Origin of the sequence: uncultured Sanguibacteroides sp. (genome assembly GCF_900543425.1) — a bacterium.
In the GTDB taxonomy this organism is placed as follows: Bacteria; Bacteroidota; Bacteroidia; order Bacteroidales; family Marinifilaceae; genus Gabonibacter.
On sequence record NZ_UQRQ01000008.1, the window covers coordinates 124,233 to 148,705 of the forward strand.

Annotated in this window: 19 protein-coding genes; 5 read left to right on the plus strand and 14 right to left on the minus strand. The window is 41.7% G+C overall.

Annotated elements, in window-relative coordinates; genetic code table 11:
* Positions 1 to 4 precede the first annotated feature (4 nt).
* From ftsZ to mraZ, 13 genes are all read right to left on the minus strand, one after another.
* Positions 5 to 1,327, minus strand: a complete 1,323-nt coding sequence (gene ftsZ / locus QZR76_RS06265) for a cell division protein FtsZ (RefSeq protein ID WP_294141412.1) — start codon at positions 1,325 to 1,327, stop codon at positions 5 to 7.
* Between the two features lie 19 nt (positions 1,328 to 1,346).
* Positions 1,347 to 2,519 carry a cell division FtsA domain-containing protein gene (locus QZR76_RS06270; RefSeq protein ID WP_294141414.1) on the minus strand — a complete coding sequence of 391 codons (1,173 nt, stop codon included), beginning with the start codon at positions 2,517 to 2,519 and terminating at the stop codon, positions 1,347 to 1,349.
* 11 nt (positions 2,520 to 2,530) lie between these two features.
* Entirely contained in the window at positions 2,531 to 3,256 is a 726-nt protein-coding gene (locus QZR76_RS06275; RefSeq protein WP_294141416.1) for a cell division protein FtsQ, read from the minus strand.
* Positions 3,257 to 3,276: 20 nt separating this feature from the next.
* Positions 3,277 to 4,641 carry a UDP-N-acetylmuramate--L-alanine ligase gene (gene murC, locus QZR76_RS06280; protein WP_294141418.1) on the minus strand — a complete coding sequence of 455 codons (1,365 nt, stop codon included), beginning with the start codon at positions 4,639 to 4,641 and terminating at the stop codon, positions 3,277 to 3,279.
* Positions 4,642 to 4,650: 9 nt separating this feature from the next.
* On the minus strand, positions 4,651 to 5,748 hold the full coding sequence (murG, locus tag QZR76_RS06285; RefSeq protein ID WP_294141420.1) for an undecaprenyldiphospho-muramoylpentapeptide beta-N-acetylglucosaminyltransferase: 1,098 nt from the start codon (positions 5,746 to 5,748) through the stop codon (positions 4,651 to 4,653).
* 30 nt (positions 5,749 to 5,778) lie between these two features.
* Positions 5,779 to 7,053: a putative peptidoglycan glycosyltransferase FtsW gene (locus QZR76_RS06290; RefSeq protein WP_294141422.1), complete on the minus strand. Its 1,275-nt coding sequence runs from the start codon at positions 7,051 to 7,053 to the stop codon at positions 5,779 to 5,781.
* Between the two features lie 11 nt (positions 7,054 to 7,064).
* The gene (murD, locus tag QZR76_RS06295; protein ID WP_294141424.1) at positions 7,065 to 8,402 is read right to left on the minus strand and encodes a UDP-N-acetylmuramoyl-L-alanine--D-glutamate ligase; all 1,338 of its coding nucleotides are present in this window, start codon (positions 8,400 to 8,402) and stop codon (positions 7,065 to 7,067) included.
* A gap of 10 nt (positions 8,403 to 8,412) precedes the next feature.
* Positions 8,413 to 9,663 (minus strand): phospho-N-acetylmuramoyl-pentapeptide-transferase, encoded by a 1,251-nt coding sequence (mraY, locus tag QZR76_RS06300; RefSeq protein WP_294141426.1) that lies wholly within the window; start codon positions 9,661 to 9,663, stop codon positions 8,413 to 8,415.
* 2 nt (positions 9,664 to 9,665) lie between these two features.
* On the minus strand, positions 9,666 to 11,117 hold the full coding sequence (locus tag QZR76_RS06305) for a UDP-N-acetylmuramoyl-L-alanyl-D-glutamate--2,6-diaminopimelate ligase (protein WP_294141428.1): 1,452 nt from the start codon (positions 11,115 to 11,117) through the stop codon (positions 9,666 to 9,668).
* Positions 11,118 to 11,122: 5 nt separating this feature from the next.
* Positions 11,123 to 13,225 (minus strand): penicillin-binding protein, encoded by a 2,103-nt coding sequence (locus tag QZR76_RS06310; protein ID WP_294141430.1) that lies wholly within the window; start codon positions 13,223 to 13,225, stop codon positions 11,123 to 11,125.
* A gap of 17 nt (positions 13,226 to 13,242) precedes the next feature.
* On the minus strand, positions 13,243 to 13,623 hold the full coding sequence (locus QZR76_RS06315) for an FtsL-like putative cell division protein (RefSeq protein ID WP_286358535.1): 381 nt from the start codon (positions 13,621 to 13,623) through the stop codon (positions 13,243 to 13,245).
* 1 nt (position 13,624) lies between these two features.
* Positions 13,625 to 14,521 (minus strand): 16S rRNA (cytosine(1402)-N(4))-methyltransferase RsmH, encoded by an 897-nt coding sequence (rsmH, locus tag QZR76_RS06320; protein WP_294141432.1) that lies wholly within the window; start codon positions 14,519 to 14,521, stop codon positions 13,625 to 13,627.
* A gap of 61 nt (positions 14,522 to 14,582) precedes the next feature.
* A complete protein-coding gene (mraZ, locus tag QZR76_RS06325; RefSeq protein ID WP_294141434.1) occupies positions 14,583 to 15,038 on the minus strand; it encodes a division/cell wall cluster transcriptional repressor MraZ in 456 nt (151 codons plus the stop codon).
* 278 nt (positions 15,039 to 15,316) lie between these two features.
* On the opposite strand from mraZ, the gene QZR76_RS06330 reads away from it, so the two are divergent.
* The 4 genes from QZR76_RS06330 to QZR76_RS06345 all read left to right on the plus strand — a co-directional run bounded on the left by QZR76_RS06330 (position 15,317) and on the right by QZR76_RS06345 (position 22,198).
* Positions 15,317 to 15,823, plus strand: a complete 507-nt coding sequence (locus QZR76_RS06330; RefSeq protein WP_294141478.1) for a sigma-70 family RNA polymerase sigma factor — start codon at positions 15,317 to 15,319, stop codon at positions 15,821 to 15,823.
* A 52-nt stretch (positions 15,824 to 15,875) separates the two neighbouring features.
* Entirely contained in the window at positions 15,876 to 17,045 is a 1,170-nt protein-coding gene (locus tag QZR76_RS06335; protein WP_294141436.1) for a FecR domain-containing protein, read from the plus strand.
* 165 nt (positions 17,046 to 17,210) lie between these two features.
* The gene (locus tag QZR76_RS06340) at positions 17,211 to 20,762 is read left to right on the plus strand and encodes a SusC/RagA family TonB-linked outer membrane protein (protein ID WP_294141438.1); all 3,552 of its coding nucleotides are present in this window, start codon (positions 17,211 to 17,213) and stop codon (positions 20,760 to 20,762) included.
* A 35-nt stretch (positions 20,763 to 20,797) separates the two neighbouring features.
* A complete protein-coding gene (locus QZR76_RS06345; protein WP_294141440.1) occupies positions 20,798 to 22,198 on the plus strand; it encodes a RagB/SusD family nutrient uptake outer membrane protein in 1,401 nt (466 codons plus the stop codon).
* A 197-nt stretch (positions 22,199 to 22,395) separates the two neighbouring features.
* On the opposite strand, the gene QZR76_RS06350 is transcribed toward QZR76_RS06345, so the two are convergent.
* Positions 22,396 to 23,454 (minus strand): HPP family protein, encoded by a 1,059-nt coding sequence (locus QZR76_RS06350; protein ID WP_294141442.1) that lies wholly within the window; start codon positions 23,452 to 23,454, stop codon positions 22,396 to 22,398.
* A gap of 135 nt (positions 23,455 to 23,589) precedes the next feature.
* Here QZR76_RS06350 and QZR76_RS06355 point away from each other — a divergent pair, with 135 nt between their 5' ends.
* The gene (locus QZR76_RS06355; RefSeq protein ID WP_294141444.1) at positions 23,590 to 24,429 is read left to right on the plus strand and encodes a helix-turn-helix domain-containing protein; all 840 of its coding nucleotides are present in this window, start codon (positions 23,590 to 23,592) and stop codon (positions 24,427 to 24,429) included.
* The last annotated feature ends 44 nt before the right edge of the window (positions 24,430 to 24,473 follow it).

A 24,473-nucleotide genomic window follows, 5' to 3' on the forward strand; every position in this document is an offset into this window, starting at 1 on the left:
GCTATTACAATTCAGTATCTCTACTCATATCTTCACTAAACATTGTTCCGAGCTTACGCTTAAACCAGCTGTCCACATCAGGTACCTCGTTTATTCCCCGTTTCCGATCTCGATCCGGATGTCGTTTTTCCCGACTCTCCTCTTCCAAATCATCCTCTTCTTCTTTCTCCCTGGTTTCTATCTCCTTACGTTGTCGTTCCCGTTGCAAACGCCGCATTCGGTTTTCCTCTTGTTTCTGTTTACGCTGCCGCTCTTCCTCTTCCAACTTCTTCGGGTCTACCACCTTCAACTCAAGGTCTTCGACCTCCTCTACTTTAAAAGAGATAGGCGAACGCTTCGTATCCACAGGAACACCGTTGAAACCGGTGGCTATAACGGCCACCCGTAATTCGTCTCCTAACGAATCGTCCTTTCCGGCTCCCCAAATTACATTTACATCATATCCGACCAACTCTTTTAAATAATCGGTTATCAAGGTAATTTCATCCATCGTGATCTCCTTGTTCCCGTATAACATATTCAACAATATATTGGAGGCTCCTCGTATATCATTACTATTCAACAAAGGGGATTCCAGCGCCATTTTAACGGCATCCAATGCCCGATTCTCACCTTCAGCTTCCCCCGCTCCCATCAATGCCACTCCGCTATTTCTCATGACCACTTCCACATCGGCAAAATCCACGTTAACAAAACCTTTCAAAGTGATGATCTCAGCTATACTCTTAGCCGCAATAGTTAAAACATTATCAGCCATTTCAAAAGCCTTCGATAACTTCAAATCACCATACATATCCCGCAATTTCTCATTACAGATAATCAACAAGGCGTCTACATATTCTACCAGTTCGTCTACTCCGGCCATGGCCTGCTCGACTCTCCTTTTTCCTTCGAAATTAAAAGGTATCGTGACGATTCCGATGGTCAATATTCCCAGCTCTTTGGCCTGTTTGGCAATAATGGGGGCTGCTCCCGTTCCGGTACCTCCTCCCATGCCTGCCGTAATAAAAATCATCTTCGTATTACGTTCCAAAATCGTCTTTATATAATCCAAACTCTCCTCCGCCGACTGACGTCCGCGTTCCGGTAAGCTTCCGGCTCCGCGTCCTTCCGTCAACTCCTTTCCGATCTGTATCCGATTTTTGACAGGGCTAATCCGTAACGCCTGAATGTCCGTGTTGCAAATTACAAATTCAACGCCTCGAATTCCTTGCCTACACATATGATTTACGGCATTGCTTCCGCCACCACCCACTCCGAACACCTTGATGATCGACTCCTCTTGTATCGGGGCATTTAACTCCAGTAAGGTACCTTCACTAAACATAACTGAAACCATTAATTCGTTAATCATTAAAAAGCTCTCCGAACCACCTCTTCATCCGATTTCCGGACTTTTTCTGTTCTCTCCGCTCACACCGTAATAAACCCAACGCCGTCAAATACTCCGGCATTTTCAATAAAGCACCTTTCTCCGACAACACGTTTACGGCCCGGGCAAGTCCCACGGTATGGCCCGATAATTTTGCCAGTAGGGTATTTATACCGACAACACGACTTCCACCTCCGGTCAATAAAATGCCTTCATCAAGACTCTCGTAACAACCGCTCTGCTGCATCTGGAATATGGCTCCTTCCAAAATCTCCTCCAAACGGCATTGCTCCACATAAGCCAAATTATGACTCTCTATACAATATTTTGTTTCAGGGATAATAACTTTCCGATTTTTACATTCAGCCCGAAGAGCCATCCCGTATTCATGTTTTAATTTTTTAGCCTTTTCCAAATCCCGAATAGAAAAAGCAACGTTCAAATCCGCTTCGATCGTGCGACATCCTAATGGCAATTCCGAATAAAATACAGCCATTCCACTCTGGAAAACAAGGATTTTCGTACTTTCAGCTCCTAAGTCTACAAGAGCAAAATCCTGATTCTCCCCTTGTTTGGCAATCAAAGCATTCGTCATCGCCCGAACGACCGAATAAATTTCCAAATGTTCGACACCCAAACTTGAGAATAATATTTTCAGCTCCTCGAGCGTCTCCTTCGATACCACAAAAACCTGATAACGTACATCCAAACGCCTGGCAGAACACCCGATCGGATCGCTTACCACCTCTTTATCCACGAAATAAGCCATCGGAACGACATCCACGACAACCTCATCCCCATTTTCCAAAGAACTTTTACACCTCTTCTCCAACTCCAGCAAATCGTGCTGAGTCACACCCTGCAATTTAGAATATTTCAGACTCTCCCTATCCTCCAACAACTTCACCCAGCTCCCCGAAAGCGTAATATTCAAGGAATCAATATGCACGGAATGTTCGCTTTCGAATCCATCCAACAATTGTTGGATGCAAACTTTGGCCCTGAGTTTATCGGTTATCTTTCCCCGTTTTATGCCTTGAGACGCAACACTCATAACACCGACAAGACGACAATCATCTCCTGTCCTCTCTGCCAAAGCCATCACCATGGTCTCAGATCCCATATCCAAAGAAGCTACGTATCCCATATCCTTTTATTTTATTTTCTAACACAAACTACCTGATCTTTAAATTTCAAATTCACCTCTTTATAGCGATTCCACCCTTTTTTAGCAATTCCTTGTTTTAAAAAAAGCAGCAATTTGTCCATTCTCTCCTCACAATTATCCACTTTTCCGAGAATAATCTTAAAATCTCCCACCTTGGGTATCATTATAATATCTTCATTTTGAAGCACCACAATCTGTTCTATGTAAGCATTCCAAAACGAATGATCCCTCAGTTTTTCCACGAAAGGACATAATTTTTCGCAAGCAAATTTTTTAGTAATGTTACCAGTAGCAACAATAACCCTGGAAGTAAACTTAGAAGACAACGGCATCACTTTCCCGTCCGCATCAACGTAATAACCCTCACCTGTCAATACTCTTAAAACAGGTTCACGTTGTTCAATATCTACATGAAAATAACCATCTAAACTGTAGTAAACCTGAACCGATTTTATCATCGGATTTCTGACAAGTATTCTTTCCAAACTATCTTTATTTACCGTCTTAATACCCTGATTCAGAATATTTCCGTACCCCTTCTTTATCATTCCCAAAATATCCTCTTCATCGATAAATGCATTCACCGTGGTATCTTTGACAGTAACCCGCACCCCTCTACATGTTACCTCCCCCATTTTTGTCGCTGCAAAGGTAAACACAATTATCAGGTATGCAAGCAATATGATAAATATTATGTAAGGTACAACACGTTTCATGCTACATTTTTCTTTATAATCTAAACACTATACGTCGATTCTTTCCTATCGTTAAAGATTTTAGTGAAAATCGGTATAAAACGATCGATATCACCTGCACCCATCGTCATAAATACTCCTTCTTTCACCTTTTTTTTCACGTATTCCGGAAATTCTTCTTTGGTGACCCCCGTCACGGGTACGGTTATCCGATCTGCTATTAATGCAGAAGTCACACCGGGTATCGGTTCTTCCCGTGCCGGATATATATCCAATAAAATCACCTCATCCGCCAAACTCAAGCTACGGGCAAAGTCAGGATAAAAATCGTTCGTACGGGAATAGAGATGAGGTTGAAAAGCAACCGTCAATCGCTTATCCGGCCACATCTCCCGAACAGAAGACAAGGCAGCCTCGATCTCTCTGGGATGGTGGGCGTAATCATCAATATAAATCATATCCCGATTTTTGACGTGCACGTCAAAACGCCGGGCAACCCCTTTAAAAAGAGGTAAAGCCATCCGAATCTCCTCCGGGGTCACTCCCGCCTGTAAAGCCACCGTAATGGCAGCCGTTGCATTTTCAACATTCACCCGTCCCGGAAAACAAAGCCTCAGTTCTTTTATCGCTCCCTCCGGAAACACATAATCAAACAAATAACTACCGTTATCCACCCGTAAACGATCCGCGTAATAATCCGTTTCCTCTCCTGCCGCATAAAAACCGGTCACCCTTTGCTTCAAGGTTAACCCTTTCCTCAAAAACAGAGGACCTTTCGTCTGAAGAGCAAAAGCCTCAAAAGCCTCCAACAGATTTTCATGCGTTCCGTATATATCCAAATGATCGGCATCCATCGCTGTGATAACGGCGACTTCCGGATGAAGGTGTAAGAACGAACGATCAAACTCATCCGCTTCAATGACCACGTAATCCGAATTTCTGTCAACCAACAAATTCGTCCCGAAATTGGCGGATATTCCTCCTAAAAAAGCATTACACCCCACATGAGAATGATTTAACAAGAAAGCTACCATCGTCGTTGTTGTCGTTTTTCCATGAGTCCCGGCAATACATAACGCTTTTTTATCTTTCGAGATCAAACCTAAAACCTCTGCCCGTTTATGTAAAGAGTAACCGTTATTTCGGAAATAGGAAAGTATTTGATTCTCCCCGGGAACCGCCGGAGTATACACCACCAACGTATTCTCTTTATCTTTGAAAAAAGGTGCAATTTCCCGGACATCGTCCGTGTAGGTAATGGAAAAACCCTCCTCTTCACTCATTTTCCGGGTCAAAGGGGAAGAGGTTTTATCATAACCTGCAACCACGTAACCCATGGTCTTAAAATAACGGGCCAATGCACTCATTCCAATTCCCCCGATCCCTACAAAATAAACGTTTTTCATACGCTTGAATTAAAACAATTTTATAATTTCCTTCGCTATGATCTCATCCGAATCTTTTACCGCTAACTTCAATATATTGGAAGACAACTGTCTTCTCTGCTCTTCCCTATTCAACAAACCAGATAAAATGTTTCCCAGACGATCCTCTACTTCCGCATCCTTTATCATCACGGCCGCCTCTTTGTTTACCAAAGCCATAGCATTCTTGGTCTGGTGATCTTCTGCAACATTGGGGGAGGGTACCAATACGGCAGCCTTCCCCAGTAAACATAACTCGGATATCGTTCCAGCCCCGGCACGCGCCACCACCAGATCAGCACAGGCATAAGCCAGATCCATCCGTTTCAAAAACGGTAACAATTTTACGTTAGCCGGTAAGTTTTCTTCCAATTGTCTCTTCAAAGTTTCGTAATAATATCCGCCGCATTGCCATAGCACCTGTACATTGTCCCAATTGGAGATCTCTTCCAAGTGTTTCACCATAGCTTTGTTGATACTACCGGCTCCCAAGCTGCCACCAGTAACAAGAACCGTTATTCTGGAAGTCTCCAAGCCATAAAAATGTATTCCCTCTTCCCGTTCTTCCGATACTTTTAATAAATCTTTACGTACCGGATTTCCTGTAAATATAATCTTATCTTTTTCAAAGAAACGCTCCATTCCTTCATAAGCGACACATATTTTCTTCGCCTTTTTAGCCAAAATCTTATTCGTAACTCCGGCATACGAGTTTTGCTCTTGAAGTACCAAAGGGATTCCGGCATTGGCAGCAACCCGCCCGATAGGACCGCTTGCATATCCCCCGACACCGACAACGACATCCGGCTTAAACTCTTTCAATATCTTTTTAGCCTTACGCAAACTCTTCCAAAGATTTAGCAAAACCTTCACGTTTTCGAGAGTCAACCGTCTTTGCAAGCCGCGTACCGGCAAGCCTACAATTTTATACCCGGCTTCCGGAACCTTTTCCATTTCCATCTTTCCTTCTGCTCCGACAAACAAGATCTCGATCTCATGATCCAAACGTTTCAACGCATTCGCAATAGAAAGCGCCGGGAATATATGTCCTCCCGTTCCTCCTCCGCTCACAATTACTTTTTTTGCCATTTCAAATCCAATTTAAACCTCTATTTCATATTAATCCTGATAAACAGGCTCTTGTTCCCCATACTCCTCTTCTATATCATCCTCTATGTCTTTCGCTCTTTTTCTCAGCTTCTCACTTTTCAATTTCTGTTTCTCCCTCTCTTCCCGTTCCCCTTCCTCCGAGAACGTATGACTCACACTTAAAATCATTCCAAAGGCCGCACTCGTAAAAATAAGAGAAGTTCCCCCCATACTCATTAAAGGTAAAGGTTGACCGGTAACGGGCATCAAGCCCACGCATACTCCCATATTGACAAGCGCCTGAAAAACAATACTAAGTCCCAAACCCGTCACCAGAATAGCGGGAAAAGTCCGGGTACACCGACGTACGATTACCCCGATCCGGTACAGGATAATCAGATACAAAAGCATAACGACTCCCGCTCCCAACAAACCATATTCCTCGATAATAATAGCAAAGATAAAATCCGAATACGGATGCGGTAAGAAATTACGCTGTACACTATTTCCCGGTCCCAAACCGACCAGTCCCCCTTTTGCCACGGCAATTTTTGCTTGATCCGACTGATAAGAGTCATCGCTCTTGACCGATTCCGGGTTAAAAAAATTCACGATACGGCTTTTCACGGTAGCGATACGACCGATCTCTGCCACCTTAGGTACGGTAAAAGCCAATACCAGCAATACCAATATTGCCGCAACAAGAGTACCGACCGATATAGCTATTAATTTTAACCTCAACCTACCGACAAATAGCATAGCCAGACAAACTAAGCCCATTAATAGAGAGGTCGAGAAATTATCCAAAAAAATCAAAAAAATAACCGGCCCCGCGACAAACAATATCTTCTTTAAGGCTTCATCGTCACAACAACGTTCATTTTGATAAAAAGCAATGACCCTGGCACAGTACATAATAACACCCAGTTTTGCCATTTCCGAAGGCTGGAAGGTAAAACCTATTCCCGGGATAGTTACCCAACGACCGGCATCATTCAAAGTTGTCCCGGCAAATTTAGCCCATAACAAAAAAATGAACGACATACCCAAAACAATCTTTGCAAAAGAAAGAAAATACTTGTAATGAATAGACTGTAAGGTCAAAATAACGACCAGGCATCCCGACATCAAAATAACCTGTTTAATCAGGAAATAGCTGGTATTACCGCTACGGACACGATAGGCCAAACTACCTGTCGAAGAGTAAACGACCATAACGGAAGCAAGCATCAAACCGATAATAACATACCAAAGTATCTTATCACCTTTAAAAGAGAGTTTTTTCCTTAAATTAAACCAGTTCATATCGTTCTATATCATTTTAGGGCTTTTACCTTCTCTTTAAACAACTCTCCCCTATGCTCATAATTTTTAAACAAATCAAAACTGGCACAACAAGGAGAAAGCAAAACCACATCCCCGGCAACAGCTCTTCTGGAAGCCACGGATATCGTCTCGTCCAACGAATGCGTATCGACTACTTCACATATACCGGAGAAACTATCTATCAATTTCTTATTATCTACCCCCATACAGATCAACAGCTTCACTTTTTCTTTCACCAGATCATTCAGTACACTGTAATCATTTCCTTTATCCGTTCCTCCGGCGATCCAGACTACCGGTGCATGCATACTATCCAACGCATACCAGGTAGAATCCACATTGGTAGCCTTCGAGTCGTTGATATAAGTTACTCCTCCTATTACGGCTACCGTCTCCAAACGGTGTTCCACCTGCGGGAAAGTCGTCAATCCCCCTCTTAAATCCTCATCGCTTACACCGGCTTTCATAGCAGCCAAAATTGCGGCCATAGCGTTATACACATTATGGCGTCCCTGAATCGTAACAGCTTGTTTCTCTATTCGAAACATCCGGTTTCCCAGACGAGCAACAATCGTATCACCCTCCATATAAGCATTTAAACGAGAATCGGAAGTATAGGTAAATCCGATCGTTTCAGGCTCTATTTCCTCTTTTTCCACTCGCTCCCGGACAACATCACAATCATATCCATATATAAACAGATCCGCCGGCTTCATATTATTTACAATCCGAAATTTCGAATCGGCATAATTCTCGAATTTATAATCATACCGATCCAAATGATCCGGAGTAATATTCGTTAATATCGCCGTATCGCATTTAAAACGGAACATCCCGTCCAACTGAAAACTCGACAACTCGACCACGTATATTTTATGTCTGTTCTCTGCCACTTGTGCGGCCAAACTATTTCCCACATTCCCCGCCAATCCGACATCCATTCCCGCCTGTTTCAAGATATGGTACAACAACAAGGTCGTTGTTGTTTTTCCGTTACTTCCCGTAATACAATACATCTTTGCATCGCTATGACGTCCGGCAAACTCGATCTCCGATATAACCTCAATCCCCTTTTTTCTAAGAGCCAGAATCATCGGAAGGTGATCCGGAATTCCAGGACTCTTCACGACCAGATCCGCCGCAAAAATCGCTTCTTCCGTATGATGACCTTCCTCAAAAGGAATCCCTTCCTTTTCCAGTATATCTTTATATTTATCCGCCAGTTTTCCTTTGTCAGAAAGAAAAACCCGATATCCCAATTTTTTCCCTAACAAAGCAGCACCCACACCGCTTTCGCCACCTCCCAATATTATCAATTTTGTTTCCATAACTCCCACGTTATCTTATTTTTAAAGTCACAATAGTTAATACGGCCAAAGCTATTCCCACGATCCAGAACCGGGTAACAATTTTAGGTTCCGGAATACCCTTTTTCTGAAAATGATGATGTAACGGAGACATCAAAAATATGCGACGTCCCTCCCCGTATTTCTTTTTCGTATATTTAAAATAACTTACCTGCATGACGACGGAAAGATTTTCCATCAAAAAAATCCCACATAAAATAGGAATCAATAACTCCTTATGGATGATAATGGCAAACACGGCAATAATCCCGCCCAATGATAAACTACCCGTATCTCCCATAAATACCTGAGCAGGAAAAGAGTTATACCACAAAAAGCCGATAGTAGCACCAATAAAGGCCGCCACGAAAACCACCAGCTCACCGGAATGCGGAATATACATGATGTTCAGATAATCGGCATACACCATATTACCAGACACGTAAGCCAATATCCCCAAGGTGGCCCCAACAATGGCCGACGTGCCCGTCGCCAGGCCATCCAATCCATCCGTTAGATTCGCACCGTTCGACACGGCAGTTACAATTAAAATGGTAATGATGATAAAGACAATCCATCCCACTTCTTCAGCATATTTACCTGCAAAAACCCCGAACCAAGCGTAATTAAACTCGTTATTTTTAAAGAAAGGAATAGTCGTTTTGGTCGATTTGATATCTTTTACCAACGCTTTAGCCGAATCTTTAGTGGAAAACCCCTCATCTACCGTACTCACTAACTCTCCGACTTCCGAAAAAGAAACCTTTTCACGAATCACGACATCGTCATTCAAATAAAGAGTTAACCCTACGATTAATCCCAACCCGACCTGACCGATTACCTTAAAACGCCCTTTTAGTCCCTCCTTATGTTTCCTGAATACTTTGATGTAGTCATCCAAGAAACCGATTAATCCCAACCAGATCGTTGAAATAATCATCAATTGAATATAGACATTATCCAATCGGGCAAAAAGAATAACCGGAAGCAATATGGCCAACAGAATAATAACTCCTCCCATCGTCGGAGTCCCTCTTTTCTGCATTTGTCCTTCTAACCCCAAATCCCGGATCTCTTCTCCGACTTGCTGACGCTGTAACATACGAATGATACGTTTTCCTACTACCGTGGCTATAAGCAACGATAAGATAATCGCACAGGCAGAGCGAAAAGTAATGTAATGAAACATGCCCGCTCCCGGAAAATTTAACTGTTCTAAGTAATCAAAAATGTGATAAAACATGGTTATCGATTAAATATTTCTTGAATAATTTCTTTATCGTCAAAATGATACTTCACCCCTTTTATTTCCTGATAATTCTCGTGTCCTTTTCCGGCTACCAATACCAGATCTCCTTTTTGGGCCAACATCAAAGCCGTACGAATAGCTTCTTTCCGATCCGTAATAGCCAGAACCTTTCTCTCTTCATTCCGGGGTATTCCGACACGCATCTCTTCAATAATGGCCGAAGGCTCCTCACTTCGCGGATTATCCGAAGTCAATATCACCTTATCACTCAACCGGCAAGCGACCTCTGCCATTTCCGGCCGCTTGGTACGATCCCGATCCCCTCCGGCTCCGACGACAGTAATAACCTGGTTATCCTTTCCTTTCAGGTTTTGTATCGTCGACAAAACATTCTCTAAAGCATCCGGCGTATGGGCATAATCCACGATCGCCATCACTCCCGCCGAAGACAACACGGTTTCAAAACGTCCCGATACCGGAACCAACAAGCTCATCGCCTGCAAAACCTCTTCATTCTTCAATCCCAGCAAACAGGCTGAAGAATAAACAGCCAATAAATTATAAGCATTAAAATCACCCGTGAATTTAGTCCATACCTCCCGGCCATTCAAGGTCAGCAAGGTTCCATCCAAATGCCGTTCAATAACCTTGGCGTTAAAATCGGCCATTCTTTTACACGAATAAGTATATTTTTGAGCAACGGTATTCTGCAACATCACCATTCCGTTCTTATCATCCAAGTTAGTCAAAGCAAAAGCCCGGGGAGATAACCCGTCGAAAAACGCCTTTTTAGCTTCAATATACGCTCTGAATGTTTTGTGATAATCCAAATGATCGTGCGTTATATTTGAAAAAATAGCCCCGTCAAAATCCAAGCCGCTGATTCGTTTCTGATCGATAGCATGCGAACTCACCTCCATAAAACAATACTCACATCCGGCATCCACCATTCTCCGCATCAACGCGTTAATTTCCAAAGCATCGGGTGTGGTATGTGTAGCCGCCACCTTTTCATCCCCGATATAATTACAGACAGTAGACAGGAGTCCTGCCTTCCCTCCTAAAAGACGTATCAATTCATACAACAAGGTAGCCGTCGTCGTCTTTCCATTGGTCCCGGTTACCCCCACCAATTTCATTTTCTCCGAAGGATTACCGTAATAATTGGCAGCCATCCGTCCTAATGCATCGGAAGAATCTTCCGTCACGACATAAGTCACATGCCCTGCCAGCTTTTCGGGCAATTGCTCGCAAACGACAGCAACGGCTCCAGCGGTAACGGCCTTATCAATAAACACATGCCCGTCAACACTCACTCCCCGTTGGGCCACGAAAAGATCGTTCTTATCCACTTTTCTGGAATCGAAATGAATAGAACGAATATCTACGTTCAAATCCCCTTCCACGGACAAACAGGCTACTCCATCCAATAGATCTCCTAATTTCATCTCTTTTATTTTAGTTCTATACTGACATAACTACCTCGCTGCACCCGACTACCCGGCTGTAACGATTGTTTACTTACGGTTCCCGAACCACTCACCCCTACTTTCAAACCGCTATTCTCCAGAAGATATAAAGCATCCCTTAACCCCATACCTTTCACGTTAGGAACCAATGTTTCGGAAACACTTCTGGGTTTTAATACAAATCCTTCATCATCCCGAGTCGTCATGACCCATTTGGCTTCCTCCGCGGGTTTATCGTTTACATGAAAACCAAACTCATCATATATACTTAAAAAATCCGATCTCAAACCGTTTTTACTGATAGGCAATACAAACTCCTCCGGAAACTCCTCCGACTCCTCAAATTCTAAAGAAGCTTTCGCATACACTTTATCCGCTATTTCCCGAAATACATTTCCGGAAACGACATTCCCGTAATATCCTTTGGTTAACGACGGATTTTCTACCACTACAATACAGGAGTAAAGAGGATTATCCGCCGGGAAGTATCCGACAAAGCTGGCCCGGTATTTTCTTACCCCATATCCTTTGGAACGATCGGCAACCCTTGCCGTTCCAGTTTTTCCCGCAATTTTATACGGAGCACGACTCAAGTTTTTTGCCGTTCCGTTTTCCACGACCCCCTCCATCATATCCCGTAAGGCAGCCAAAGTTTTATCGCTACAAATATGTCGATCCATCACTTCCGTACCAAACCGTTTAATAACATCTCCCCGGTTACGTATCTCTTTAACTAATCGGGGCTTCATTCTTTTTCCATCATTCGCAATGGCATTATAAAATGCCAACACCTGTAAAGGGGTCAGTTTCACTTCATAACCGATACTCATCCATGGCAAAGAAATGCCGCTCCAATCCTTATCCGTCGGATATTTAATATAAGGTTCTCCCTCTCCCAATAATTCAATCCCCACCTTTTTATTCAATTGCATCGCGTAAAGACGGTTAATAAATTTTTCGGGTTGATTCTTGTAATTTTCATATACCAACCTCGAAATTCCGTTAGAGGAACGTTCAAATATCTGCTTCACGGTTATCTTGCCGACCGGCTTACCATTCGATTCCCGCAATGTTTTTCCATAATAAGTATAACATCCGTCACCCAAATCAATTGTATCCTCCGGGTGTACATACCCATCCTCCAGTATGGCCATCATAACTGCCGCCTTAAACACAGAACCCGGTTCTGCGGCATCCCCGATTGCATTATTCAACATTTCCCGATACCCTTTAGATGTTTTGGTCAGATTGGCAATAGCCTTAATATCTCCCGTTTTTACTTCCATCAGGATAGCAGTCCCGGCATCCGCATCGTAAAGCTCCATCTGCCGGTCCAACGCATTCTGCACAATATCCTGAAAATCAACATCTATTGTAGTAATCACATCATTTCCATCCACGGGATCTTCAACGGTTACCGAAACCCATCGTCCGGACATCATTTGCCGTATACTACGTCCTAATTCTCCCTTCAATTCATTCTCGTAAGCCTCCTCCAAGCCGACGCGTCCTTCAAACGTCCCGTCGTTACCCTCATTTAAATAACCAATGGTTCGAACAGCCAAATTTCCATGAGGTTGCAAACGCACATTTTCCCGTTCCGGAATCAGCCCGCTTCTACTCCCTTTTTCCCGAAAAATAGGAAACGTCTTCAACTCTTTCAACTCATTATAAGAGACCTTCCTCCGATTGATCAGCAGATACTGATTCGGTTTAGCCCCGTATTTCCCCTTCCACAACTTACTTCTGTATTCTACAGCAGGCGCATCCTTAAAAAAACGGGATAACTTTAAGGCTAAACTGTCTATCTTCTTTTTAAAAATGTCATCCGGAACAGCCTTGCAATCGAAACGCAGTGAATAATAGGGTATAGAACTGGCCAATATTCTTCCGTCCGCCGCACAAATATCCCCCCGGTTGGGAGCGACAACGAAGTCTTTCACGGAAACATCCCTGGATTTACTCCGCCATTTTTCTCCTTCCCAAATCTGGACATGCAAAGCCTTTACCACAATTAATGCGGCTATCCCCATCACGCAGATGTACACAAACCCCAAACGTCCGGCTAACTCATGCTTTATTGACATATCCCTATCGACACCCGTTAATTTTCGTATATCTTTGTCGGTGGTTCCTTGCTCTCCACCAAATTCAGTCCTTCTTTACGAATCTGTTTTATCACTTCCGATTGCGTACTGATTTTCATCAATTCCGATGCTGTTGTTATCGACTCGAATCGTAATTCACTCAGCTCCTTTTCCAACTTCACCTTTTTCATATACAATTTCTCCGTATTATACCCGTTCGCAATATACAATATCCCCAAAACCGTCAGAAAAAGAATGAATAGAATATTTTTCCGCAACACGGTGTCTGCCAAAATACGCCCATCCAAAAGTTCTTTCATGGACTCTCCCAATACCTCTTTCTTCTCTTCTGAAGGAGAAACAAAATCTTTATATTTTTTTTTCTTAAACCACCTCATACTACAACTTCTCTGCAATTCTTAACTTGGCACTCCGGGCTCTCGGGTTGCGATCGACTTCTTCCTCCGTCGGCACAATCACTTTTCGATTCACCAACTCAAAACTCTTTTTTACCTGACCGTAAAAATCCTTTTCGACTTTTCCCTCAAAATTTCCGGACTTCAAAAAATTCTTCACTATGCGATCTTCCAGCGAATGGTATGTAATAATCACCAAACGCCCTCCGGGACGCAATGCCATCTCCGCCTGCTGCAACATATCTTCCAATGCCTCCAACTCTCCATTGACCTCTATACGCAACGCTTGAAAGACCTGAGCCAAATACTTTTTCTCTTTCAATTTAGGAACACAAGGAGCTATAACTTGTAAAAATTCATCCGAACGAATGATTTCCTTTTCTTCACGTGCCTTTAGAATCAAACCGACCAGACGCCGAGCGTTTTCCACTTCACCGTAATTCCGAAACACACGTATTAAAGATTCTTCGGTGTAAGTATTCAATACATCGGTAGCTTTTAACTGATTTCTTCTATTCATCCGCATATCCAAGGTCGCATCAAAACGAAAAGAAAAGCCTCTTCCGGCTTCGTCAAATTCATGCGAGGAGACCCCTAAGTCCGCCAATATACCATCGGCATGGTCAAAACCACAATAACGCAAGAAATTACGCAAATAACGAAAGTTATGATTTACGAAAATAAACCGATCATCTTTCGGAACATTTTCCAATGCATCAGAATCCTGGTCAAATCCAATCAAACACCCCTCGGACAGGTGCTTCAGAATCTCTCTCGAATGACCTCCTCCTCCAAAAGTCAAATCCAGATAAACACCTTCAGGATCAATATTTAATCCCGCCACAGACTCTTCCAATAATACAGGTACATGATATTCCATAACTTTTATTTATGATTTACAATCACTTCCACGCTCAGAAATCACAAGCCATGCGGCACGTTTATTTTTCCTGCTTTCCAAAAACTCGAGTTGTCAAATTTACAAAATCCTCCGTATTCATAGCACTTTCTTCGTAGTTTATTTTATCCCATATCTCTATTTTTGAATCCTGTCCCACCATTACAATATCTCCCTCTACCTCAATCTCATCCAACATCTTCTTGGGGATTAAGATTCGACCGTTTCCATCCAGATCCACTTCGAAAACTCCCCGAAAAAATTCCCTCTTAAAGCAAGACTCCTCTTGATCAAATAAACTAATCCGGTTTCGTAAATCATCAATCAGATTCAACCATTCCCCTTTCGGATAAAGATCAATACATTTTTCGAAAATATTACGACGCAAGACAAAAGAACCCTCCCCCACGGCCGCCATTCCTTTGCGAAACGCCGACGGTACGACAACTCGTCCCTTGTTATCCAATTTGCATGTATAATCTCCTATAAACGACAACATATAGTTTTTCCAGTTTATGACGTAAAGTTATGAAAATATTTCCCACTTTAAACCACTTTGAACCACTTTTTTCAATATTTTTATTCAAACGATCAAAATTCACTTGTAATCAACATATTAAAATAACACATTAACAATTTTGATAAATCTTTAGTTTTCGTTCATGAAAATGAATAAATTTGCAACAATCAACAATATGTATTTATATATTAAATGGAGATTGCAGATAAAGAAATTTACAAGCCTTTAAAGAAGATCGACAAAACGGAGCTAAAGTACTGTTTAATAGATACTACAAACCGTTAGTACTTTATGCGGAACAATTTACGGACGATATACCCGTGGCGGAAGATATTGTCCAAGAATTTTTTATGCGTCTACTGGAAGATGATTATTTATCGAAAATTTCACCCGTAGTTCTCTCTTCTTATCTGTTTACTGCAATCCGAAATGCTTGCTACACGCATGTACATAAGCGGGATGTATTAAGAAGACACATAGAGTATACGAATTTGGATATTGCGGCAGAAACAGCGAGCAGGATCGGGGATGAAATCGTAACACGGGTAAAAGAGGAAATTGATAAATTGCCGAATCAAACTCGTTCGGTGGTAGATTGCATATTGATGCAGGACATGAAATACAAAGAGACCGCAGAATTTTTAAGCATATCCGTGAATACGGTTAAAACCTTATTAAAGAACGGCATGAAGACGTTAAGAGAGCAAATAAAAAACGAACAAGCGCTGTTATTTTTATTTTTCTTAAAAAAATATCATTTTTAATTCACCCATTTTAGTCTCAATTTAGTCTTATTGGTAAAATTTAATAGATAATATGGTTTTACCGGAAGCAATAGAAGAGATTATTTATCGTTTTTTGGAAAAAAATATCCGGACAGAAGAATTGGATATTTTACGGAAATGGCTTATCGAAGGGAAAGAGAATCAAAAAGAGTACGAGGCAATATGCCGGACCTGGTACCTGGGAAAATATTCCGGAAAGTGGGATCGTTTATGCCTACAAAAAGCCTGGGATCGGATTGAGCAAGGGATCATTCATCGACGTCGGAAGCGAAAAAGTTGGCTCAGCATCTCCGTAGCCGCTTCCATTCTTCTATTGTCAGGAGTTTCTATTTTTATATTTCGGGAAAAAAACCAGGAAAAACAATATGCAGGAAAGGAGATGGCCACCATATTGCCGGGAGAAGCGAAAGCCATACTGGTACTCTCTTCCGGTGGACAAATAAAATTGGGACAACACTCCGCCGGTAAACTGACGGAAAACGGTGTTCAAATTAATACCGACTCCTCTACGATTACTTATCAAACTCCCGGAGAGGACATGCATGAAGAAACAGTATATAATGAATTACTTGTTCCGTCCGGTGGAGAGTTCTGTTTGCGCCTGGCCGATAATTCCATCGTGTATTTAAATTCCGAATCCAAATTGAGATATCCGGTTATTTTCAACGGAGAGAAGCGCGAAGTTTTCTTAGAAGGAGAAGCCTATTTTGAAGTAGCGTCCGATTCATTACATCCATTTTTAGTCCGAACAAATGAATTCACGGTGAACGTACTGGGAACCGGGTTCAATGTGATGGCCTACCGAAACGACAAACAAGCTGAAATCACGTTAGTTCACGGTAAAGTGAATGTCAGCAACGGACAAGAGGAAACCGTTTTGAAACCGAACGAGCAATACGTGTTGAATAAAAAAAATTTATTGTCCGTGGTTCGGGAAGTAAATGCACATATTTATACAGATTGGAAGGATGGGATACTGAACTTCGATGCGCTGCCCCTGGAGCAATTAGCTATAAAACTGAGTCGTTGGTATAAAGTCAGATTCGTATTTCACAACAAAAAGTTGAAAGAGTTGAAGTTTTCAGGAGCCGTCAGGAAATACGATGATATTCGATATATTTTATCATTGATCGAAGCCACAACAGAAGTCAAATTCGAAATACGAGGAAATATGATTACTGTTCAGGAAAAACAATTTTAACATCCGGAAGAGACTATGAAATACCGGAAAGTGTTGGTCGCACTTTCCGGCTTCTAAACTTCCAAAAGGAAATTTATGTTACATTCAAACAACAAAGCTATGAAAAAAAACAAGATTCGATGGCTCATTATGTCAGAAAACGAGTTATCAAAAATTTGTAGACGTATGAAACTTACTTTTTTGATGTGTCTTATTTTTTTCGGGACATTGTCGGCTAACGTGATGTCTCAACAAAAATTAAGCATGAGTTTAGGAACAACGAATATCAAGCGGGTATTCGAAGAGATTCGGAAACAGACCAATCTCATTGTCATTTATAATGATGACAAATTAATGGCAGACCAACAAGTAAAGGCCAATTTTAAGGAGGTGGAGTTAACGGTATTATTGAGTCAAATCTTAAAAGGAAGCAAGTTGGGATACAAGTTCGTGGATGATTATATTGTCTTAATACCCATTACCGAGATGGAACAAGATTCATCAAAACACGAAAATCTATTTATAGAAGGAATTGTAAAAGACATCAATAATATACCGCTACCGGGTGTTGCCGTGGTAATAAAAGGAACGGCCTTAGGTGTGGCAACGGATAACAACGGCTTATTTAAAATTAAATTGCCCCGAGACACGGCTACCTTGATATTCTCGTTTATCGGAATGGAAACGAAAGAAGTCGAAATAAAAAAACTGAAAGAGGGTGAGACCCGGAAGATTTTAACCGTCCAATTAAAACCTGAGGTGAGTGAAATAAACGAAGTCGTTGTAACCGGTTATCAGACGATAGAGAAAAGAAAGTTATCCAGCTCCATCGTGTCCATAAACGGTGCCGATGTACTGGTCGGAACAGGTTTATCTATTGATCAAATGCTTCAAGGAAGATTATTAGGTGTTTTAGTAATGAATCAAACCTCCACTCCCGGGGCCGCTCCTAAAATCAGAATCAGAGGTTCCTCTTCCATCACGGGAAACCGGGAGCCGGTTTGGGTGATCGATGGTATTATACTGGAAGATCCGGTAGCCATAACGGCAGAGGAATTAAACAGCCTGGATAAGGTAAATTTAATCGGCAATGCCATCTCAAGCCTGAACCCGGAAGATATCGAACGAATCGATATTCTGAAGGATGCCTCGGCCACGGCTATTTATGGAGTAAAGGCTGCCAACGGGGTAATCGTGATCACGACAAAACGGGGACGAAGCGGAAAACCCAAGGTAAGTTTAAGTACGGGAATGTCTATTACCTCCGCTCCATCCTATAACAAGATGTTTCGAATGAATTCGAGAGAGAGGATAGAATTATCCGAAGAGATGAGAGAAAGAGGATTGAAGTTTTCCTCCTTCAGACCGACGATCGGATACGAAAAGGCCGTCCAAGACTTAGAGAACAACCTTATTGATCAAAATCAATTTGATGCAACCGTAGAAGAATTGAAAAACATAAATACGGATTGGTATGATTTGTTATTCAGAACGGCCGTCAGCCATAAGCATACACTCTCCATTTCGGGTGGAAATAATGATACGGACTACTATTTTTCTATCGGCTTCGGAAATGACGAAGGGGTGACAAGGAAAGAGAAGCAAAACCAATACAACGTGAGAATGCGAATAAACACTCGTCTGTTAGAGTCACTCCGGGTAGGATTCACGCTTAGCGGCTCATTAACCCAAACCCAGAGACCTCACTCTTCCGTAGATCTTTATGAATATGCTTACCAAACATCCAGGGCGATTCCGGCTTATGACAAGCAAGGAAATTATATGTTCTATTTCAAGGAATATGCCCTTGCCAGTGGTTATCCGTTGAGTTACAATATCCTCAATGAATTGGAAAATACCGGCTCGAAAGTAAAAAATCAAACATTCGGAATGGATTTCACGTTGGATTGGGATATTACTTCCTGGTTGAGATTCAGTTCGCTCATAAACATTTCGACGAATAATAATTACCAAACCTCATGGGCGGGAGAAAAGAGCTATTACGTGGCGGACTTAAGGCAACTCGATTACGGACAGCCGTTACCTGAAGACGATTGGATGTTTACCGAAATGTTTTGCGAACTTCCCTATGGAGGCGAATTGAGAAGCAACGATACCCGCAATTTTGCCTACACGATAAGAAATAGCATTCAGGTCGCCAAACAATTCGGTTCTCACGATTTTCTATTCCTCGGTGGTAATGAGATCCGTTCTATAAAATATAACGGATTGAACTCCGTCCAATGGGGATATCTCCCGGATCGAGGGAAAAAGTTTGTGAATACAAGTTTCGAAACCTGGAAACAATATGCCTATAAGGTTCAAGATAATCCGGATATCATCACGGATAACCTGAACAATTACCTCTCTTTTTACGGAACTTTCACGTACGGATACGATGACCGGTATATCGCTAATTTCAACATCCGGGCGGATGGTTCCAATAAATTCGGCCAGGATAAAAGCGTACGTTTTTTACCGGTTTGGTCTTTATCCGGCAGGTGGAACATAAAGAACGAAAAATTCATGACAAACGTAAAATGGCTCAATAACCTGGCCATAAGGGCATCTTACGGTATACAGGGTAACGTGCATCCGGATCAAACGCCGAATCTTATCGTAGAAATGGGAACATTGTGGTCCGGAGCAAACGAGTATGCTTCCCGGTTAAATAAATTTCCCAATAAAAAATTGAAATGGGAAAAGACAAAAGCATTCAATCTCGGGATGGATTTTTCATTGTTTCGGGATCGGCTTTTCGGAACGGTTGAATTTTACAAAAAGAAAGGGATAGACCAAGTCGTGCATAAAACATTGGCCCCTTCCACCGGAGCAGATTATGTTTCGATCAATGACGGAGACGTTGAAAACAAAGGATGGGAGCTGAGTTTCTCGCTTGTTCCAATAAGGACAAAAGAAGTGACATGGAGCCTCTCTTTTAACACGAGCAAAAACTACAACAAAGTAAGCCGAGCCGGAGAAAAGAAAAATACCACGGTAGAAGATTATATCAACGGTTCCTTGGTTGTTAACGGAAAAGCGTTAGACAGTTTTTATTCGTATCAATTCAAAGAATTGGATAATAATGGCTTCCCGACATTCAACGGACAGGAAGAGACAAATGACAAGGGAGAAATGATCGTGTCCAGTCAAAAGGAAGCCATAGAAAGAGCTTTAACTTATTCCGGACAAAGAACTCCCGATCTCTCCGGTGGATTTTCCACCTCGATATCTTATAAAGGATTCACGTTAAACGGATTATTCTCATTTAGCATGGGTAGTAAAATCCGTTTGAACGACCTGTATAAATCAAGCGGCCAATCGCTACCCTACCCTCAACAAAATTTATCGAGTGAATTGGTTCATCGCTGGCGCAAACCCGGAGATCAAACACACACGAATATACCTGTTTTATCGGATGATAATTTAGTTATCTATTTAACCGATAGAAAATTCGAGATCGGAGATAATAAATGGGAGATGTACAACAAAAGTGATTTACGGGTTGTTTCGGGAGACTTTTTACGCTGCCGTTCATTATCCTTACGGTATGATTTCAATACCCTATTTTTAAAAATGATGAGAATGAGTTCCGCCAGTCTAAGTTTAGATATATCCAATCCTTTTGTCATCAAAGACAAAGCATTAAAGGGTAGAGATCCTGAACAAGTAACAATGGGAGCAGGAACCGTTCCCCCGCAAAGGAATTATGCCTTAACGCTTCGAGTGTCGTTTTAATAAGAATTGAAATAGAAAACTAAAAAAACGAATAGATGAAAACGATAAAAAATATATTTTTAGTTTGGGGAATCGTCATGTTATCAGCATGCAATGATTTCTTAGAAGAGAGCTCTCAAGATCTGATCGTTCCGAAAACAGTAACGGCCTTTAAAGAATTTTTGTTCGGAGAAGGATTAAACAATGGTGGATCCTTTTGTCAATTTTTGGATATTATGACGGACGATACGGATGAAATGATCGTTACGAACGGTTCGAGAGACTGGCGATTGGATTTTTGGGCTTACTATACCTGGCAACAGGATCCGGAAATAAAAAAAGACAATACTTTTGCAGAAGGGAAAGAGTGGGGAGAATACTATCATCGGACTTTGATCGCTAACGTTATTCTGGATCATATTCCGGATATGAAAGGAGATGAGAATGAAAAGATCGATTTAATGGGAGAAGCCTATTTCTTACGGGCCTGGTCGTATTTCATGTTAGCCAATTTATACGGACTACCTTATGTAGATGAAGAGCGTGCCCAAACCGATATGTGCGTACCTTTGAATTTTGAAGTCGGCATAGAGGATAACACAGCTTCACGGGCCACGGTACGCCAAGTGTACGATCAAATGGAATCGGATATAATCTTATCCATTGCCATGTTCAAACGGAGCGGCATCAAAAAAACAATTTTCAGACCCAACCTGCCTACAGCCTATCTTCTTGCTTCCCGGATCATGTTATTCCAAAAGAAGTACGACGAAACAATCGCATTTGCTGATTCCGTATTCAAGCATACAGAAGCAAAAATGGTCGATTTGAACACGTATAACGCTGTCTCTTTTTATGATCCTAAAAATACAGAAGTATTATTTTCTTTCGGTAACGAGTTGGTAAGGGGTTACGGGCGGGCAAATGCAAACAGAGCTTTCTACGTACGCTCCGCCTCGCTTATGAAATTGTTTGGAGAAAATGATAAACGGTTGGATTTTTGGTTTGATAATAATCAAGTACCACGTAAATTTTACAGAAGTACTTTATTTCAACAAGCATTCCGCCTATCCGAAGCTTATTTAAATCGGGCCGAAGCTTATGCCGAGAAAAATAAATTGTCGGAGGCAGCCGCAGACATTCGAACGATTCGTAAAAATCGAATGGCAGATGGAATCGAAATTCCTATGGGAACTCAGGCATTGGCGATAGAAGCAATTCGAAACGAACGGAGAGTGGAGTTTTGTTTCGAAGGATTCAGATGGTTTGATCTTCGCCGTTGGGGGTGTCCGAGAATCGTTCATACGTATACTTCCGATTTGGATCCGACGGATAAATTAACTTACGTGTTGGAAAAAAATGATGCCGCTTACACGCTACCTATCCCTAAAAAAGAAAGAGATAGAAATAAAGTGATACAAAGATGGGCCCGTCCGGAACGTCCGGGTAGTAAATGATCGACCGATTTTATAAAATTTTTGACGAGGGTGAATTTCTGTCTCTTGAGGGATTTGGAATTTACCCTCCACTTTATTTATCGGATATTTACGGTTTTAAGACTCCGGTGAACACACCGATAACATTTTTCGAGAACAAATACTATAAAATGATTTTGTCAAAAACAACCATCCCGCTTTTTTACTTTATTATATGTTCATTTACTCACCACCACTTTTATCTTCCGCCGATGCGAACGGCGGATAAACGCGGGTAATAAACACACGATCAGATAAGGTTTCGGCCATTTATAGCATTTCAGAAAGAGTAACATGGCAACAGTTATAAACAAAGCTGCCCCCAAAGCCACCTGTAAAGGAAACCACCACAAATCTTCCGGTGGAATAATCATCGGAATCAATGCAACCGCTCCGACGGGGGCAAAAAATTTACCGGACCACTCGAAAAGGAAAAACAAACAAAGAAAAAGGATACAAGCCACAATACACTCCGGCCACCCCCAATAAAGGTGTCCGACAAGCTGAAATACAGCTCCCAGAGTGGCGGCAATGACCAGTAATAAAAAAATTTGAACCGGACGATTCCTGAAACCGGCCTTTGAATTGGCAAACTCCACGTAGGTCACAACCAAAGGCGGTAATATACAATATATACGCGAAGTATATACCGGTATAACGGCAATCATCAGCAAAGTACATAACAGCAACCCCCATCTAAACACCTCTTTTTTACGATCTCTCATGGGAGGCACATAAACAATTTTCCGCCGAAGTCCACACTTTTCCATCATAATCTGTCCCAATACAAGGGTTAACGACATCACAAAAACCGCCACGGGATAGATCCAACTTTCCGTTTTCAACAACACGGGTAACATACAAGCAGAAATCAGCGGGATTAAACTGGAACGTGTTACCATTAAACCGATGGCGGCAAACGTGAAGGCAAAAGCAAGGTTAACCAGGAAAGGCAAGACGGAGTAACGCACGAGACATACACCCCAAACAGCACCTAAAGTCATCAATAAAACCATGCCTACCCGGCTTACCCGCCATACCCTTTTATCAACAATCCACATACCAATGGCAAGTGCCGCCAGTTCCGGGAAAATGATCTCTTTTTCACCCCAAAACTCAGAGATTCCAACCATCGCCAAAATTAATAGTAAGGCTGCCAAATAACGCTTTCGAGCAGAAACATCGGAGAACATTCCTCTTCTTTTTTTCTCTGAAGATGTCGGTTTATTTTGACGCATGTCTCATTTTTATTAAAAACAAGTCGTAAAAGTAATACTTTCCATCCAAAAATGATCCGAGATATAAGAATTATAACCCTAATTCTCAATCCGTATTCAAAAATTCATATATTTACAAAAAATTGATCAAGCATCATGGAATATCATTTCAGTACCCGTTTAAACGGAAATATGAGTTTAACTCATGCTTTCCATGCCGATTCTTCCCTTCAAAAAAACAACAGTCTCTATAAATTTATCTGGATCCAAAACGGAACGTTAACACTGGAAATCGACCATATTACCGTCACCCTGCAACCGAACGAGATCATCTCTTTGACTCCATTACATCATATAGAAATAAAGGAGGTCGACGGAGAGTATTTAACTTTACTGTTCAACAGTAATTTTTATTGCATACACGGACACGATAATGAAGTTTCGTGTAACGGCTTTTTGTTCAACGGGACTTCCAACATCATGAAATTACAGTTAACCAAAGAACAATCCTCCGTTTTACGGGATATTACCGAAAAGTTTGCCGGAGAATACGGGATACACGATAATCTTCAGGAGGAGATGTTACGCATTCTCCTGAAACGCTTCATCATCACCTGCACGCGGATAGCAAAGAACAAATACGAGATAAGTTCGGAAAAAGAGAAAAATTTTAATCTGATTCGGCAATTTTATGTATTGGTGGACCAACACTTTAAAGAAAAGAAACGAGTACAGGATTACGCGGAACTTTTATTCCGCTCACCCAAAACCCTCTCCAATCTTTTTGCAGTATATCATATGCCTACCCCCCTGCGTATTATTCACGAAAGAATAGAAGCCGAAGCAAAACGCCTGTTACTATACACCTCTAAAAGTGCAAAGGAGATCGCCGATATTCTGGGATTTGAAGATCTTTCCGCTTTTAGCCGTTTCTTTAAGCACATGACAGGAGAGAGTATATCTACCTACCGACAAAGAGAGATCGGGAAAAATTGACAATATATCCGGCAAAATAGCCATTTATTTCCGTGATAAAACAT

Coding starts and splice junctions, on each gene's coding strand:
- QZR76_RS06290 (WP_294141422.1), bottom strand. CDS start 7,053: ATGAACTGGTTTAATTTAAGGAAAAAACTCTCTTTTAAAGGTGATAAG.
- QZR76_RS06305 (WP_294141428.1), bottom strand. CDS start 11,117: ATGAAATTAGGAGATCTATTGGATGGAGTAGCCTGTTTGTCCGTGGAA.
- QZR76_RS06315 (WP_286358535.1), bottom strand. CDS start 13,623: ATGAGGTGGTTTAAGAAAAAAAAATATAAAGATTTTGTTTCTCCTTCA.
- murD (WP_294141424.1), bottom strand. CDS start 8,402: ATGGAAACAAAATTGATAATATTGGGAGGTGGCGAAAGCGGTGTGGGT.
- QZR76_RS06340 (WP_294141438.1), top strand. CDS start 17,211: ATGAAACTTACTTTTTTGATGTGTCTTATTTTTTTCGGGACATTGTCG.
- QZR76_RS06275 (WP_294141416.1), bottom strand. CDS start 3,256: ATGAAACGTGTTGTACCTTACATAATATTTATCATATTGCTTGCATAC.
- QZR76_RS06270 (WP_294141414.1), bottom strand. CDS start 2,519: ATGGGATACGTAGCTTCTTTGGATATGGGATCTGAGACCATGGTGATG.
- murG (WP_294141420.1), bottom strand. CDS start 5,748: ATGGCAAAAAAAGTAATTGTGAGCGGAGGAGGAACGGGAGGACATATA.
- QZR76_RS06350 (WP_294141442.1), bottom strand. CDS start 23,454: ATGCGTCAAAATAAACCGACATCTTCAGAGAAAAAAAGAAGAGGAATG.
- QZR76_RS06310 (WP_294141430.1), bottom strand. CDS start 13,225: ATGTCAATAAAGCATGAGTTAGCCGGACGTTTGGGGTTTGTGTACATC.
- mraY (WP_294141426.1), bottom strand. CDS start 9,663: ATGTTTTATCACATTTTTGATTACTTAGAACAGTTAAATTTTCCGGGA.
- murC (WP_294141418.1), bottom strand. CDS start 4,641: ATGAAAAACGTTTATTTTGTAGGGATCGGGGGAATTGGAATGAGTGCA.
- mraZ (WP_294141434.1), bottom strand. CDS start 15,038: ATGTTGTCGTTTATAGGAGATTATACATGCAAATTGGATAACAAGGGA.
- rsmH (WP_294141432.1), bottom strand. CDS start 14,521: ATGGAATATCATGTACCTGTATTATTGGAAGAGTCTGTGGCGGGATTA.
- QZR76_RS06335 (WP_294141436.1), top strand. CDS start 15,876: ATGGTTTTACCGGAAGCAATAGAAGAGATTATTTATCGTTTTTTGGAA.
- ftsZ (WP_294141412.1), bottom strand. CDS start 1,327: ATGTTTAGTGAAGGTACCTTACTGGAGTTAAATGCCCCGATACAAGAG.
- QZR76_RS06355 (WP_294141444.1), top strand. CDS start 23,590: ATGGAATATCATTTCAGTACCCGTTTAAACGGAAATATGAGTTTAACT.
- QZR76_RS06345 (WP_294141440.1), top strand. CDS start 20,798: ATGAAAACGATAAAAAATATATTTTTAGTTTGGGGAATCGTCATGTTA.